The sequence below is a fragment of the Paenibacillus sp. FSL E2-0178 genome (assembly GCF_038593005.1).
Taxonomy (GTDB): Bacteria; Bacillota; Bacilli; order Paenibacillales; family Paenibacillaceae; genus Paenibacillus_AQ; species Paenibacillus_AQ phytohabitans.
In genome coordinates this window covers 1282001-1297236 of record NZ_CP151953.1, presented here as the reverse complement: position 1 = coordinate 1297236, position 15236 = coordinate 1282001, and the positions used below count along the sequence as shown (strand labels likewise).

21 protein-coding genes are annotated in these 15236 nt (G+C 34.4%); 20 read left to right on the top strand and 1 reads right to left on the bottom strand.

Translation table 11 applies throughout. The annotated features are described in order from the left end of the window. Positions 1 to 8 precede the first annotated feature (8 nt). From MHI42_RS05905 to MHI42_RS05885, 5 genes are all read left to right on the top strand, one after another. Positions 9 to 1463, top strand: a complete 1455-nt coding sequence (locus MHI42_RS05905; protein ID WP_342423110.1) for an SEFIR domain-containing protein — start codon at positions 9 to 11, stop codon at positions 1461 to 1463. A gap of 359 nt (positions 1464 to 1822) precedes the next feature. Continuing rightward, positions 1823 to 2992 (top strand): hypothetical protein, encoded by a 1170-nt coding sequence (locus MHI42_RS05900; protein ID WP_342423109.1) that lies wholly within the window; start codon positions 1823 to 1825, stop codon positions 2990 to 2992. Between the two features lie 55 nt (positions 2993 to 3047). Then, positions 3048 to 3593 (top strand): hypothetical protein, encoded by a 546-nt coding sequence (locus MHI42_RS05895; RefSeq protein ID WP_342423108.1) that lies wholly within the window; start codon positions 3048 to 3050, stop codon positions 3591 to 3593. Positions 3594 to 3673: 80 nt separating this feature from the next. Continuing rightward, on the top strand, positions 3674 to 3865 hold the full coding sequence (locus MHI42_RS05890) for a hypothetical protein (RefSeq protein ID WP_342423107.1): 192 nt from the start codon (positions 3674 to 3676) through the stop codon (positions 3863 to 3865). A gap of 32 nt (positions 3866 to 3897) precedes the next feature. Further along, complete coding sequence (locus MHI42_RS05885) at positions 3898 to 4188, top strand: hypothetical protein (protein ID WP_342423106.1); 291 nt, start codon at positions 3898 to 3900, stop codon at positions 4186 to 4188. 100 nt (positions 4189 to 4288) lie between these two features. Here MHI42_RS05885 and MHI42_RS05880 read toward each other — a convergent pair whose 3' ends face one another. Beyond that, positions 4289 to 4657, bottom strand: a complete 369-nt coding sequence (locus MHI42_RS05880; protein WP_342423105.1) for a hypothetical protein — start codon at positions 4655 to 4657, stop codon at positions 4289 to 4291. Positions 4658 to 4990: 333 nt separating this feature from the next. On the opposite strand from MHI42_RS05880, the gene MHI42_RS05875 reads away from it, so the two are divergent. The 15 genes from MHI42_RS05875 to MHI42_RS05805 all read left to right on the top strand — a co-directional run bounded on the left by MHI42_RS05875 (position 4991) and on the right by MHI42_RS05805 (position 15166). Then, a complete protein-coding gene (locus tag MHI42_RS05875) occupies positions 4991 to 5632 on the top strand; it encodes a DNA ligase (RefSeq protein ID WP_342423104.1) in 642 nt (213 codons plus the stop codon). A gap of 167 nt (positions 5633 to 5799) precedes the next feature. Next, on the top strand, positions 5800 to 6381 hold the full coding sequence (locus MHI42_RS05870) for a hypothetical protein (protein ID WP_342423103.1): 582 nt from the start codon (positions 5800 to 5802) through the stop codon (positions 6379 to 6381). Positions 6382 to 6441: 60 nt separating this feature from the next. Then, positions 6442 to 7893: a replication protein gene (locus tag MHI42_RS05865; RefSeq protein WP_342423102.1), complete on the top strand. Its 1452-nt coding sequence runs from the start codon at positions 6442 to 6444 to the stop codon at positions 7891 to 7893. Between the two features lie 35 nt (positions 7894 to 7928). Next, on the top strand, positions 7929 to 9005 hold the full coding sequence (locus tag MHI42_RS05860; protein ID WP_342423101.1) for a DNA primase: 1077 nt from the start codon (positions 7929 to 7931) through the stop codon (positions 9003 to 9005). A gap of 37 nt (positions 9006 to 9042) precedes the next feature. Next, entirely contained in the window at positions 9043 to 9363 is a 321-nt protein-coding gene (locus MHI42_RS05855) for a hypothetical protein (RefSeq protein ID WP_342423100.1), read from the top strand. 167 nt (positions 9364 to 9530) lie between these two features. Further along, positions 9531 to 9800: a hypothetical protein gene (locus MHI42_RS05850; protein WP_342423099.1), complete on the top strand. Its 270-nt coding sequence runs from the start codon at positions 9531 to 9533 to the stop codon at positions 9798 to 9800. A 147-nt stretch (positions 9801 to 9947) separates the two neighbouring features. Beyond that, positions 9948 to 10409 (top strand): hypothetical protein, encoded by a 462-nt coding sequence (locus MHI42_RS05845; protein ID WP_342423098.1) that lies wholly within the window; start codon positions 9948 to 9950, stop codon positions 10407 to 10409. 356 nt (positions 10410 to 10765) lie between these two features. Continuing rightward, positions 10766 to 11134, top strand: a complete 369-nt coding sequence (locus MHI42_RS05840) for a hypothetical protein (protein WP_342423097.1) — start codon at positions 10766 to 10768, stop codon at positions 11132 to 11134. A gap of 594 nt (positions 11135 to 11728) precedes the next feature. Continuing rightward, a complete protein-coding gene (locus MHI42_RS05835) occupies positions 11729 to 11908 on the top strand; it encodes a hypothetical protein (RefSeq protein ID WP_342423096.1) in 180 nt (59 codons plus the stop codon). 33 nt (positions 11909 to 11941) lie between these two features. Continuing rightward, positions 11942 to 12145 carry a hypothetical protein gene (locus MHI42_RS05830; protein WP_342423095.1) on the top strand — a complete coding sequence of 68 codons (204 nt, stop codon included), beginning with the start codon at positions 11942 to 11944 and terminating at the stop codon, positions 12143 to 12145. Further along, on the top strand, positions 12142 to 12300 hold the full coding sequence (locus MHI42_RS05825) for a hypothetical protein (RefSeq protein WP_342423094.1): 159 nt from the start codon (positions 12142 to 12144) through the stop codon (positions 12298 to 12300). The genes MHI42_RS05830 and MHI42_RS05825 overlap by 4 nt, the downstream gene beginning before the upstream one ends. 56 nt (positions 12301 to 12356) lie before the next feature. Then, positions 12357 to 12575, top strand: a complete 219-nt coding sequence (locus MHI42_RS05820) for a hypothetical protein (RefSeq protein WP_342423093.1) — start codon at positions 12357 to 12359, stop codon at positions 12573 to 12575. A 372-nt stretch (positions 12576 to 12947) separates the two neighbouring features. Further along, complete coding sequence (locus tag MHI42_RS05815) at positions 12948 to 13118, top strand: hypothetical protein (RefSeq protein WP_342423092.1); 171 nt, start codon at positions 12948 to 12950, stop codon at positions 13116 to 13118. 238 nt (positions 13119 to 13356) lie between these two features. Further along, positions 13357 to 14949: a DHH family phosphoesterase gene (locus tag MHI42_RS05810; RefSeq protein ID WP_342423091.1), complete on the top strand. Its 1593-nt coding sequence runs from the start codon at positions 13357 to 13359 to the stop codon at positions 14947 to 14949. Positions 14950 to 14995: 46 nt separating this feature from the next. Continuing rightward, positions 14996 to 15166, top strand: coding sequence for a hypothetical protein (locus tag MHI42_RS05805; RefSeq protein ID WP_342423090.1), 171 nt, complete (start codon positions 14996 to 14998; stop codon positions 15164 to 15166). The last annotated feature ends 70 nt before the right edge of the window (positions 15167 to 15236 follow it).

Below are 15236 nucleotides of genomic sequence, written 5' to 3'. Positions count from 1 at the left end.
AATAAATTATGGCAACGGTTCAGAATTCACAACCACCAAAGGTCTTTATTTCTTACAGTTGGACAACACCTGAACATGAAGCATGGGTTTATGAACTCGCCCAACGTCTCATGGTTAGTGATGGCGTTGATGTTAAGCTAGACAAATGGGATTTAAAAGAAGGTAATGATAAGTTTGCTTTTATGGAGAGAATGGTTACATCTACAGAAATTGATAAAGTTCTTATCATATGTGATAAGGGATATCAAGAAAAGGCTAACGAAAATAAAGGTGGGGTAGGGACGGAGAAACTCTTAATCACTCCAGAAGTATTTGAAAGCGTTGAGCAGACAAAATTCCTTCCGATTGTTGCAGAACGCGATGAGACTGGCAAAGAATATCTTCCAAACTTTATCAAATCACGGATTTACATAGACCTGTCCCAAGAAGAGAAGTTTGAACAAAATTATGAACAATTAATTCGAAGTATATACAATGCCCCTTTGTATAAAAAACCTTCGCTTGGAACTCGCCCGACCTTTCTTGACGAAGAAGAAACTAATACTTATAGAACAACAAACATTATCAGACAGTTAAATAACGCCATTGATTCCAATCCTCGACGGGTAAAGGGACTGCTCAGAAACTTCAGCGATGCCTACATTGATGAATTAGATCAGTTGAGACTGTCGTATGAGGACTTTAAAGATAACATACAAGATGAAGTTATTGTGGAGAAAATCAATGAATCACTACCACTTCGAGATAATTTTATTAATATTGTAAAGATTATTTCTGATAATGAAAGTTTTGACGTAGAGTGGTTTGTAGATATTTTCGAAAGACTTCAACCATTTACATTCTTTAATGGTACAGGAACATTTTATGAGATACAATTCGATCAATACAATTTTTTGATTCATGAATTATTTATTTATACAGTTGCCATCTTATTAAAAAATGACGATTTTGATTCTTTGTCTTATATTTTAAATACGCAATATTACGTTCAGACAAGGAATCATGATGAAAAGGAAATCAACTATTTGAGGTTCAGACATTATCCTGCTAGTCTGGAGCAAAGGAATACAAGATTAGAGCTGAGAAAGGTAAGTCTCCATGCACTATTATACATTGAAAGATTGAATGAAAAAGTAATAAGTAAGAGTGAATTTACAGAAAGTGATTTGTTCCTGCATTATTATTCAAGCGTTCTTTTTAAAGACTTATACTACTCATGGTTCCCTGTGACTTATATTTATAGAGAACGCGAAGGTTATTCTTTGAAGTTCTTTGTGAAATTGAAATCTAAAAGAAGAGCCGAAAAAGTCGCTCCTCTTTTCAATAAGACTACAGTTGAAGAGTTGCGAACATTATTAAACTCATATGAGGAAAAAGGACGATACGGTTATAGTGAATCTTTTTCATCGGTTCCAAGACTTCAATCAATTATTAAACCAGATGAAATAGCTATTAATCCTTAGAGGTTAACTTATTGGAGAAGTAATAATGCTTTACTTCTCCAATGAAAGCCCGATTTTATTGAAAGAATGATGCAGTTAATAAAGGAGTGAGAGCAATTTACTACGAATTTATTGAACCTTATTATGCCATGATTAAGGCTGAATTCATCAATCATAGCGATAAAGCCGCTGAATTTACGGCTGTTCGAATTTATGAAGAGAATATTGTAAAATTGAAAGGATTTACCGACGCTTGTAATAGGTGACCGAACACTACTTTAATACAATAAAAAAGATTACAAAACCAAAAATAACTATATACATTACAAAATAAACATGGTATTCTAAAGGTGTAACAAAATACATAGGAGGATGATTATTTGAATTATCAATTTGAAAAGAATAAACTTTACAATTACTTGGGGCAGCATTTGGTCAATGTATTTAAGGAACAGAAGGTTTTTATTGCCGGAGGAACAATCAGTAGCCTGTTCAGTAACAGAGAAATAAATGATATTGATGTGTATTTTAGAAACGAAGACTCTCTAACTGAAATTATTGAAGCAGTTTGGGAAGATAGTGGAGATTGGATTAATGCACTAACTGAAAAAGCATTGCTTGTACGTGTTGCTGACACTGAGGTTCAATTTATCCATTTCAAATATTATGAGAAGGCCGAAAATATATTTGAAAGCTTTGATTATACGGTATGTATGGGAGCATTTGATTTTCAAACTGAGGAATTTATTTTACACGATGACTTCTTGAAACATAACTCTCAGAGAATTCTAAAGTTCAATAAGAATACGGACTTTCCTGTTGTTTCGCTGTTGCGTGTACATAAGTATAAGGAGAAAGGCTATAACATATCTAAGCCTGAGTTTCTGAGGGTTGCATTGAAATGTATGGATATGAAGATTAAAACTGTCGAAGAGCTGAAGAATCATCTTGGGGGAATGTATGGAGTTAACTACGACAAGCTGATCCAACTTAAAGAAGGTGAAGAATTCTCCATAGATCTAATCCTTGATAAAATCTCAGATATTACTCTAAGTGATGAGTATTTTATCGAACCTAAGAAAGTTGAATTTAAAGATATCGATGAAGTTATTCAACGAATTCAAAAGCAGCCAGTTAAGATTGTTCAAATCAATGAAAATACATATAGAGTCACCAGAAACGGAACCCTGAAAGAGATTGACTATAGTCCTAAAGAGACAATTGAAATTGAAGCAAGAGATTTTATTGAAGGTAGAAAGTTCTATAAGTTTGTGAATAAAGTTAATGGTAAGTACATGAGTCACTGGGATAAAGAATTTGAGTACAAAGTTGATAGTGCAGCAAAACCTAAAGAAGACAATTACCTTTACTTTAACGAAAAAGGTGAAATTCTGAAGTCTTTCTATCGAAATAACGGAGTTCTCTTGGAAGCATATATTCCGTTTGATTCGTTCCATTCTAAGAATTCAAGCTATGGAATTCTAACTAAGAAAGCATACATATTGCGTGAAGTTCCGAAGGAAGAATACGAAGCGTGGTCCCAGGATTAATAAGATAAAATCTCAGTTTTATAAGAAATGAAAATAATTATGTGGAGATGATTATTTGACAAAATTGGAATTTGAATTGACAGAACAGCAGGAGAAATTCTTAAAGGAATTTGCCGAGAAGCAGTATCCAGGAGCAGACGATAATGTGTGTACTGTAAACGCTATTCATGCAGTCGAAACTTATCGGCCACGCCATATTCCATATCATGAGGATTTTGTCGATTATTATGACGACCTTCCATTAATTTTTACAACTGATACCGATTATGACAATTGGCTTGATTCAGAAGTAAAAGCTGTACAAGAATGGTATGACGGTAGAGGGAAAGAGCCTGATATAAAAATTGTACCCTTTAAAGAATTAGAGTACAAAACAATTGAACTTAAGAATTCAGACGGAGACTTAGAAGAAGAGATTTTTGTTATGAATTATGATGACTATTTCAAAGCATATCGGATTAATTTTAGTGCTGCAGCTTGGTTGCAAGACAATTACGAGCCAGTGGCATTCTTCTTTATCCTTGATGAAGCAAAGCGATACATAGAATATCAAGGACATAATCTAACTAAGCCTAGAACATATACATATTCAAGCGGATAGTCAAATAACGGAGACTTTAATCATTTTAGAGATTTGTTGTTGAGTATGGGAGAGAAGTTGAATAAGGAGGCTAATGATAAATGAAATTAAAATTAATGTATGGGAATGTTGACGAAACTAGAAAAATATTGCAATCCGATCCATGCGCAAAAATATTTCAAGCCGAAACTTCCCAATATGGCGAAACTCTTTCTATTCAAGACGCAGAGGCAGTCATTGAATATTTTAAAGCCTGGATGACGGCGATTAAGTCCAACAATGAAACCAATTAAATCCCTCGATTTATCAAGAAAAAGGAGAAAATATGATACTTAGAAAGTACATTGAAAACCAAATGGCAGAGCTGAAGCAATCTCAAAAATATAAAGACGTTATATTCGCTCAAGCAAAAGATGTGGAGCTAAAAAGGTTTGGAACTAGTGAAGGATTCATTGCAATTAGTTCAGATATGGATAAAGGAGTAATAGGTACGAACCACAATTTTACGGATTTTACTGATGAATTCCAAAAAAAAGGAGTTAAAATTACTTATGTGGTATTAGAAAAGAGAAAAAGAAAATACACGGATCTAAATTTGTACGCAGTTTATAAATGAGGTATTTTATAAAGATGTTAAAGGAGTAAGAAGATGAGACGAGTTTAGAGAATGAAATTAGCCGACCATTAGATTGTGATCGGCGAGTTGAATCAATTAACTATTTAAGTTTTGCGATTAGAAATAACTGTATGTCTCTTTGCGCTGACGGGTTCATCACTGTAATTACCCATTGTTCTTTTGAACGCGGATAACTTTCTAACGCGAATGCGCGCTCTTCTCCTGCGATTGCGTATCCAGCACTTATGACATTCATTCCTTCAGAATTTAAAAAGTAAGTTACTGTTTCATTAGTACCAATCTTTCGATTTATCCACTTAAAGGAGAAAAATCCATGACCAAGGTCTTCATATGGTTCTGATGAACCTCTTCCCAGCTCAACTCTTCGAGCCACCCTGTTTTCCTGATCTTGTGGGCTGTAAGAATTAGGGTATTGATTTTGATGTGAATAATAATTAGTTGAATACATTAATTAATACACTCCTTTGCGTGATATTTGTAGTTTATTCTATTCTCGACTGAGAAAAATGGTGCATTGCCCATTGAATTTTCTTTTCTGTGAGGAATTGGTTTTTCATCTATTCAACTCTTTCTTCAACCTCCATAGACTATATTAGATCTTTAAAGTATGGGAAAGTACAAAATTTATATTTCAAGGTTGATTCAAAAAAAATGCAACATTAATGGTGACGAGGGTGTTCCTTTTAAATTTGTTATTCAATAGATACATAACTTACCTCTAAAATAGTGTATACGCAACTGATATACTATTAAGTGGGTGATAAATATGTTTGTATCTCCAATGCTTTTAAAATATGCGGAGGATAATAAACCATTTAATAGCGACAAATGGATTACAGAATTAAAGTTTGATGGGATCAGATTAATTCCCTCATATATAGAACGACCAAGATTATACACTCGCCATGAAAATGAGATTACTGCCAACTATCCAGAATTGATTGAGTCGTTTCCAGTACCCGAAGGAACAATTCTCGATTCAGAGTTGATTGTACTTGGTGAAGATGGTAAACCAGATCTTAAAGCAGCCATGGAGAGATTCAAATCCAGGAAGAGTAAGAACAAGTCTCATGTTGTTGTATTTGATATTATTAAATACAAAGGTAGGGACGTTACTGGTCTAACATTAACCGAGCGCAAAAAGATACTTGAAGACGCTTTTGAACCTAATGAATACTACTCTAAGTCAGTATATTGGCAGGGGATAGGTATCGAGTACTTTAAGGCTACTCAAAAACAAGGGCTTGAAGGAGTTGTTTTAAAACAAGCTGAGTCTAAATATGAGATAGGTAAGAAAAGCGGTAAGTGGCAAAAGGTAATTGCTTATGAGATGGATCAATTTTATTTGGCAGGATACAGTAAGGGCAAGAGTGGATGGTTACTATCTGATGGCAATAATGGAGTACGGGCCGAATCAGAATGAAAGAATTGCTGGTTATGAAATGATGAGAAAATACTTGACTAAAGAAACTAAAGATTATTTGTATTGTGAACCACTAATGCGCTGTCTTGTGAAACATAGAGGTTATTACAAGAGTGGTATGCTGCGTTTGCCTATATTTGAGAAATTCGTTATCTGAAGGAGGTGATATGTTGGCTGAACGTTTATTGAAGTGTCCAATTTGTAGTCAATACGGTAAGAAGGAGAATATGATCAGAGAGGAGGATAAACGGTATTATCATAAGGAATTCTGTCATGATAAGTGGAAAAAAGAGAAAGAGGCTACCAGGGTAGAAGTTCAACAGTGGGATGACCTCTATCAATACATAATCAAATTGCATGATGGTATTGTTCTTCCAAAAGGTAACATTACGCGGTTAAAGGACCTTAGGGCTGGGTTTGATACTAGATACGGTAAGAGGGAAAGACGGTATAGAACAGGGCCAGATTACGCACTGATGATTGAGGCATATAAATTGGCTGAAGACAGTATTAAAAGGTGTATTAATAATAAGCTAGATGGAAGCAATGACACAAGAGCTATCAATTATGGGATCAGTATTATGATTGATAAGTTGAACGATGCTTTTACAAGACGAAAAAAGAAAGAATATCATCGAGAACACCTTGAAAGAACTAAAGTGTCCAATCAAGATAAGAGCTTGAATACGGAAATGATAAAAAGTAAAAATAAAAATACTGATGAATTAGACATTAGTGCTTTTCTATAGGGGGATTTATTTATCAACTATATAGACGAATTTGTAACACCATCCAAGATACATGAATCTTTGTTTGTCGGATATTTATGGAGTTCACCAGCGCTTTATGAGAAATACAGAAATCATGAGATTACTAAAGATACTTTTACTGAGCCTATATGGTGGTTTTTTTACTATATCGGAAAAGAAATGTATCAAAATGGCATCAGAACCTTAGACGATACTACAGCATATTCATTTCTAACCTCACGCCCAATTGAAACAGGAAGAAAATCTTATTTTGAGTACTACAATCAATACGGTGGTTACAACTCTATTGAAGAGATTAAGGAAGAATGTAGAAGAGATAAAGGGAATGACGAATATCATTTTTCTGAAATTCAGAAATACGAAAGTTTGCGTAAGTTTCAAAGTGAAAGTTTGATCGATGTAACCAAGAAAGATTTAGTTATTAAATTAACAAAAATGACATTGAAACAATTGCAATCATTTTTTCAGTTTAAAACAAGTTCTATTTTCTCACATATCAACTGCGGAGAAGTGGTTGAATACAATCTCACTGACGATCTTGGAACAGCAATTGACAAGATGAACGAAGGTGAGGCAATGGGATTGCCACTTCATGACTCACCTAGACTTAGTAAGAAGATTAAAGGTTGGCGCAAAGGCGAATTGATATATTTAATCTTAAGTTCGGGAATTGGAAAAAGTTCGATTTTTATGGAGAAATTCATTATGGCCTTACTTGAGAATGATGAAAAGGGCATGATGTATGCCAACGAGGAGAATGTGTGGAAAGCACGAAACCTCATGCTGGCAACAATTTCATCTAAAATTCTACATAAACCAGTGAATCGTGAAAAATTAATCGAGGGCAATTTTGATCAAACGACGCTAGACAAATTAAACGCAGCAAAAGAATGGGTTGAGAAGAAACCTAAAGATATTATTAAGTTCTATGACCTGAAGAAGTACCGTGCAGAAGACGTTATAAGCCGAATACAGATGATGCGTCCACTTGGGTATGGATATGCCGGACTAGATACTTTCAAAGCTTCCTCATCGGCTGACATGGCTAGGTGGGAGGCGTTTAGTAACGATGCTCAAGCCATCTTTGACTGCATAAAAGCAGAAGCCAATAATGTAGGCATGCTTGCAACCGTACAATTGAAGATTGGTAAGGAATACCGCTACCTTGATATGAGCGCGATTGGAAAGTCACTTGAAATTGTTGAAGTTGCCTCTACTGTTCTAATGGGCAGATTGATTTTCGCAGATGAGTTTCCAGGACGTAAAGAAGCGCTGTTTACATACAACTGGAAGATTGATGATTTTGATGGCAAGTGGAAAAAAGAAGAATATAAACTCGATTCTGAAAAAACATATTTGATTCTCTTCATTAACAAGAACCGTTCAGGTGATACCTCCGAGCAAATCATTTTTGAAGTAAACTATGGCATAAATTCATTCAAGGAAGTTGCATACGCCCAGATGGGCAAGAAGTCAAATTCTCAGTTTTAATACACAGTTGTAAATACTCCTATGGGGGAGCTTAAATGAGTAACAATGATTTAAAATTAATTAAAGATAAGATCCTGGAAGATGGTAAAGTAGGAGAACTTCTTGATCTAATGGGTTGTGAGTATGTTGATAAAAAAAACAATCGATATGAAGCGCAATTACCTTTTAAATTTGAGTCTCCAAATAAACGATCTGTTCAAGTTTATCTCAATGAATCACTATCTAGCCGTATCCGAACATTGGGTGAATCAGATATAGATATCTATGGGCTAGTATCATACATAGTTTTTGATAGGTATTCTGAAGAAGAAAGACGAAATGACTTACCAAAAGCCAAACGATGGATATGTGAAAAATTGGGGTATGCGGAGTTCATAAATGGATCGTATACTCCAATGCCCACTAACGATCATCTTAAATGGCTTAGAGAGGTCAAGAAACAGAGAAAAAAGAAACGTAATCTTGAGAATGTTGAAAATCAAATTTACGAAGACGAAGTGTTAGATCAATACATAATGATGCCACATCAGGTCTATATTGATGAGGGAATTGCATACCAGACACAAGGTGAATTCCAAATAGGGTATGACCTTAAGAGCCAAAGAATTATCTTCCCGATCCATAATAGTTTCGGGGAGATTGTCTCTATAAAGGGTAGAACAATATTTGATAATTATGAGGAGCTGGACATTTACAAGTTCATGTATCTCATTAATTTCAACAAAATGATTGAACTTTACAATTGGCATCGTGCATTATTCTACATCCTTGAGACCAAGGAGGTGATTATTTACGAGGGCGAAAAAACATGCTGGTTAAGCAGTCAATATGGTTTTCGGAATTGTGTAGCTATAAGCGGAGACGACCTAAGTGAGTGGCAAGTATACATGATTAAAGGGCTTGGCAGCGATATAAACACGGTTATAGCTTTAGATAAAGACAAATCAATTGAAGCAGTAAAGAAGCAAGCTGCTAAGTTTGGCAAGACAAGAAATGTTTATGCTCTATGGGACAGTAAGAACTTGTATAGAGACAAAGAGAGTCCTACAGATCGTGGTGAAGATACTTTTAAGCAGTTCTATAATGAATGCAGATTTAAGATACATAATTGATGAAATATAGGTTTTATCAGGTCAGAATTGAGAGGAAGTGATTTTTATATTAACAAAATATCCGGTAGCTTCGGAATATGGAAAATATAGAGTAGATATCGAAGAATCATATAGTATCTTATCATATTATTCAGTTGTTCTGTTTCAAGAAAAGAAATTAAACAAAAATAAGATTAGGTTTGAAAAGGTGAGGGTGGATACTTATGATCTAAAAGATTGGGATTTTGATTTCGTTAGTATCGCAAAGGACATTGTGAAAAAATATGAGGAAATATCAGAACTGACAAGACAATTTAACAATAAGATTAATGATGCTGGCAAAAGCTTTGCTTTATGGAACGGGATTATTAATGAGTGAGGGGCCCTTAAAGCCTCTTTTTGTCATAGATATTTACTCAATAGTTGCCAACGTTTAACTTCTTCAAATTAGAGGTAAATATATAAGTTTATATAAACTAAAAATAAGCATTGACTTAATAAACTAAAGATATTAATATAATGATGTAACCGAGAGGAGATGTACCCTTGCATAATTCTCAAATTGAAATAAGCACCCAAGAATTTGAAGCTACAGAAATAGAGGAAGAAGCAGAATACGTCAAAATTATTAAGATACTGTTCCAGGGAGGGGATGTTACGACAGGAAAGATATATAAGGTTGAGAGGATGTACTACAATGATAATCCTTCAGACTTTCTTAATGGTGAGGCGTACGTAATAAACGATGTTGGAAAGCCATTCTTCGGAGCATTTAATATGTGTAGGACAGAAATGTATACATTAAAGAAAAAATAACTAAAACAACAGCAATATAAAAATAATACATAGCTTCACACCGAAGGTATTGCTGATAAATGGATAGAGGTTTTGTTGAAAACTACACATGACCTCTACTTTTATAATCAAAGATGGATTGCATCAAAATTAAGGGAGATGACTTGATTGTCAAAGACTTCAGTACAGATAGTAGAAAAGGTATCAAAGAAGAAAAAGCTTGAGACGAGTAAGAATCACCTTTATTGTTTGACTCACACATATGATAACGAACCGAGAAAGTATTGGGTGTCAGCGCCATATACACTTGATACATTCGATGTAATTGTGGCCTTCATTCAGTATGAATGCTCTGAGATTGAAGAGTCATTTGGCATGGATCAAGAAGATGTAATTAAGGTTTTAGAGAGATTCTATGGATGCAAAGAGCTTGAAACTCCTGATAGAATTTCTTACTACGAAGTTGATTTGTATGAGAATTGGGAAATGTTTTGTGGAACTGCCGACCAAATTCAGAGTATTGAGTTGCTGAAAAGAGAGGGCTTGAATGAGGTGCTTGCTGAGTTTGTAGAAGTATTTTATCAATCAAAACCAGAATGGAGACCTAAGAATGAATGCAGCACCGTTTAAAGCGTTGGAACCTGGAGATAAGGTTTGGTTTGAATCAGAAAAGCGACCATACATAGTCAAAGCATCGAACGAAATTTTCTCAATTTGTACTAAACCGTTTAATCTTCAGCACACTTGTCTTTATACGATCATTGACTGGCGGAAGGGAAAGCGAAATCGCAACAACATGATATTTAATCCCTACGATTACATGAGACAGACGGATATTGATGAATGTTTGCGTGATTTAACCAATCCTAATCATGGATGTGAGATCTCCCATAGAGGAGGATTAATTTAGATATTTTACATATTGAGCGTAAAAGGAAAGGAGATAAAATTTGTGTATTATCAACTCATAAAAAGGGGAATTAAAAATGGGATATATGACAACAATTACTATTCTGAATGATGGGTTTAGTCAAATCAAAGATAATCCAAAAGAATTTGTAGATAAGATTGGTGAAGGAATGAATGGAAATCGAAGATTTTTAGGATCTACTGAAATCAACAATGTTAATTCATTTGGTGTTGGAAACCATTGCAATAACGTAATCGTAGCAAAATCAAATCATGCCGATGATCCAAGATTGTTTATTTCATACCAGAACTCAATGGATACTATCGGTTGGGGAAATGATGATTCGACACATCTAGAATATCGCAAACGTTTAGTGAAGATTGCCAAAGGTATGATCCAATACGAGGAAGAGCAAATTAAGAAACTTGAGCAGCGAGAGTGCTAATCAAATTAGAATTTCGTGAAGTAATGATGAACAATGGAGGTGATAAATATGTGGGGAATGAAAGGAAATTGGTTCGAAGAAATTATCTTGGTTATACGGATTCTGCTTTTGTTAATGGTATGGGGCATTACCTACCCATTTCACAGAGGAAAGTGGATTATCTGACACTTGAATCTGAAGGGATGTGAGGCATTGGGAACATTCTGGACGATTGTTATTATCATTATCCTGGTGTTATGTGGAGTCGTTGTGATTACAGATGATTTTAACTGGTTTGATTGATACATAAAAATAAACAGAAGTGAAAATTGAGCATGAATACGTTAACTAAAGTTACTTATACCCCACCTTACGAGAGCGCCGAGCCTTACACAGTGTATGCTGTAAATTGTAAAAATCCTGAAAAGTCACATCTCGGTTGGTCACAGGGATATTATCACTGTACAAACTGCGGTGAAGGAAATCAATTTAGATTTTACGATGAATCCCCTTACCTATGTAAATGTCCAACTTGTAATACAGATTTCTTAGTGGTTGATGATACTGATTACGATGATTAATGATGAAGAATAGTTTTATCTGGAGGTTAATCAAATGAAAATCGATCTATCCGTTTTAAAGAATAAATTGTGGAGTTTGTATTATGAAGAATACCCAAATGGTAAATTGACAGATGATGAAGCAAGACTGATTTATGATTCAATGGTGGTGGTAAACTACGCTTTGAAGAATAATTATTGTATTGATATGACAGATTTATTGAATAGACCATGAAATAAGAGTTTGATCATGAATGGAGGTTAAATAATGGCAGTTACAGTTTACGTTTTGTATTTTAATGAGAGTCAATATGTTGATAGTCTTGACTTAAGCAGCAGAGAATGTAGCGTCATCGATGATCCAAAAAATGCTGAACATTTTAGCAAGTCAGAGGCTAGTTTTTATGCTGAAAGATTGGGTTGTTCATACAAGGCCATTGAAATTGAGGAACAGGAGGATATAAGTGAATGAATAAACCCACAAAATTAAATGATTTTATGTATGCCCTTATGAAGAAAGCATCTATGTATTCATTAAATGATTTTCTTGAGTATCAAGACATATCTCCAGAGGAATACGAAGAAATAGAGCAACACTTCTGGAAAGAATACGGTATTAGACTATAGATATAACCACACGAAAGAATAGTATTTTATTAAAAGATAAGGGAGAGTGCAAATTAATGGATGAAAATATGACCACAAGAAAATGTATTGAAAAAGCTAATACAGTGTTCTTTAAACTTGATAGTGGAATTTACTATGTATATAAAGATAGAAATGGGACTTTTTATGGAAAAGAGTGGGTCGGAGTAACCGAAGTCATTAACAAACTTCAAGTTACAGAGGTTTTAGTACTCGATAAGAATATGTCTGGTTCAGTCATTATTAAAAACTTTTAATAAATACATACTTTTATGAGAAGGGAGTGTCAGAATGTTATTGACGAAACCTTATACAATGAGTGTGAAGATATTTGAGTCAATTAAGAATTTAATTTATGTATAGAAAGGCAAAAATCATGTCTTAGATAGTAATGTTGTTTCAATGAACAATGGCTACTTGGTTACAGTTTGGGACGGAAGCAAGATCTTTGTGTCTACACAAGAACTGTATGGGGAAGAAGAAGCACCTAATCAAGTCGAGAAGGCATTTGCCTCAATACAATATCGGGTAGATGAGAATACTTCTAAGTTTCTTCTGAGAGCCAATTACAGATATATTTAAATGCCATAAAACTTATCTTTCATCAGAATGAGGAGGTGAACGAGGTAGTGGATATGAATGCCGTTGAGCAAACATTAAAAGATGTGGGAATTTACATTTACCATAAGGATGGTCGAATGAAAGAGTTTATTATGGTTTGGAGTGAGTTGTCGGACTTATGGATCACACTAAAAGATGATGAAAAAGCAGAGCTGTTGGTTAACCTGGAACTCAACTAATCCGTTGGAGAGTGATAGATTTGAACAGAAAAGTAAATATCAGAATCATCGACAAACTTACCGGACGCGAAAGCAAAGCATTGACGTATAAATTTATGGCAGCAATGAATAACAATGACAATATTACATTACCTGAAAAATTCAGAATAGCAATTCGATAAATACATAGAAAGGGTGATTATACATCGTCGCCTGGAAAAAGAAAATACCAATTATCCCATATGACGAAAAAGATAATTTGTATGCTAAGTTAGCCAAAATTAACGGAATTAAAGATATAGATGCATTCTTGAATCCATTGAGCAATGTAGTTCATAGTCCATATCTATTGAAGAACATTGATTTGGTCGCAGAAAGAATCATTAAAGCAATCAAAAACAATGAAAAGATATTCATTTATGGCGATGCCGACATGGACGGACTTTGCTCAGGAATCATCCTTTATAAATACTTATTGAATTTTAACAACAATCTTCAATTGCGTTATGTTGAGCGAAGTAGCGGACATGGAACTCAGTATATTATTAGTCAAATACCGGAAGACATTAATTTATACATAGCGGTGGATAGTAGCAGTAATGACATAAATGAAATGAAGCAATTAAGTGAAAATGGCATCGATTGTTTAATAATTGATCATCATACGATAATGAACGAGAATCCTTTTGCGACAATCGTTAACCCGCAACAAGAGGGATGTTTATATCCTAATAAGAATAGCTCAGGTGGACTCCTGGTCTGGAAACTATGTACTGTTCTTGATGATTATATGACCACTTATTATTCAAATGACTTCGTGGATCTTGCAGGATTCTCTTTGGCGGCCGATATGATGTCGATGAGAGAAATGGAGAACAGATATTTCTTCAAGAATGCTTTGAAGAATGTGAGACACGAAGGTCTGAAAGCATTGTTTACAGCGTTAAATAAAGAGATTAAAAACCTTTATGCAAATGATTTTATTTATGGTGTATCTCCTGCGATTACAGCAGCCACAAGAGCAAATAACATCCAGTTAGCAATTGATTTACTAATGTGTGATAAAGAATGTCCAGAGATCCCGAAACTGGTTAAAGAACTCATTAAGGTTAATGAGAAAAGAAAAGAGATTCAGTCTAAAGCATTAAGAAGGCTGAAGCCAATAATTAATTCTGAGAACAATTGCATAATAGTGCATGATCCTTCTATCGGAAAAGGATTTAATGGTCTTGTTGCACAAGATTTATCTAAATTCTACAATAAGCCAGCCATAGTGCTTGGTAATGGAACAGATGAAGGTACTTATGCAGGAAGCTTTCGTAGTGTAGATGAATTTCCAATGCTAGATTTATTGACTCAATGCAAGTATCCTACTTTCGCTGCAGGTCATCAGGGGGCAGGAGGAACTGGTGTAGAGATTTCTAATATGGACAATCTACAGAATGAACTAAATGAAGAACTGGAAAACCATACCTTTGATGATTCTCTGTTCTTTGATTTGGAGTTTCACGTCAATGAGATTGATGAAAAGTTTATTAAATACATAGCTGACTTTTACCGTGTCACAGGAAGCGGATTTAAAGATGGAAAGTTTCTAATTAAGGGATTGTTTATCTCTGACAAAAGACGTATGGGGGCATTAGGCAACACAATTAAAATAGATTGTGACTCACTAATACTCATGAAGTTTAAAGCAGAAGAAGAATTCCATGATTCTATTCCGGTATTCGCAGATATCGAAGCAATCGGTGCGTTGAATGTTAATGAATACAAAAGGTACGATAGACAGATGAAGCGATATCAAGTTGAGAAAACAAATCAACTGTTCATCGAAGATTTTAGAGAAGTGTAAAATAAATATAATAAAAGAACTTTTTTATAAAGAAAGGTGAGAAAATATGATCGTTAGTGAACCAGTAAAAGTAGAGGTTGAGATTGAGGATTTAACAACTGGCTGTACTTACAGATATAAAGGTAATTCTATAAATGATTGTGTAGGATATTTTCTTTCATTGTTTATAGGAAAAAGACCTTATAAAATAATACGCGCTAATGTTTTGTTGTCATAAGTAACGAAGAAGAAAAGCGTTGGTACTGAGATAAATAAAATACAAGATTTATCAAGAGTGAAGAAAGGAT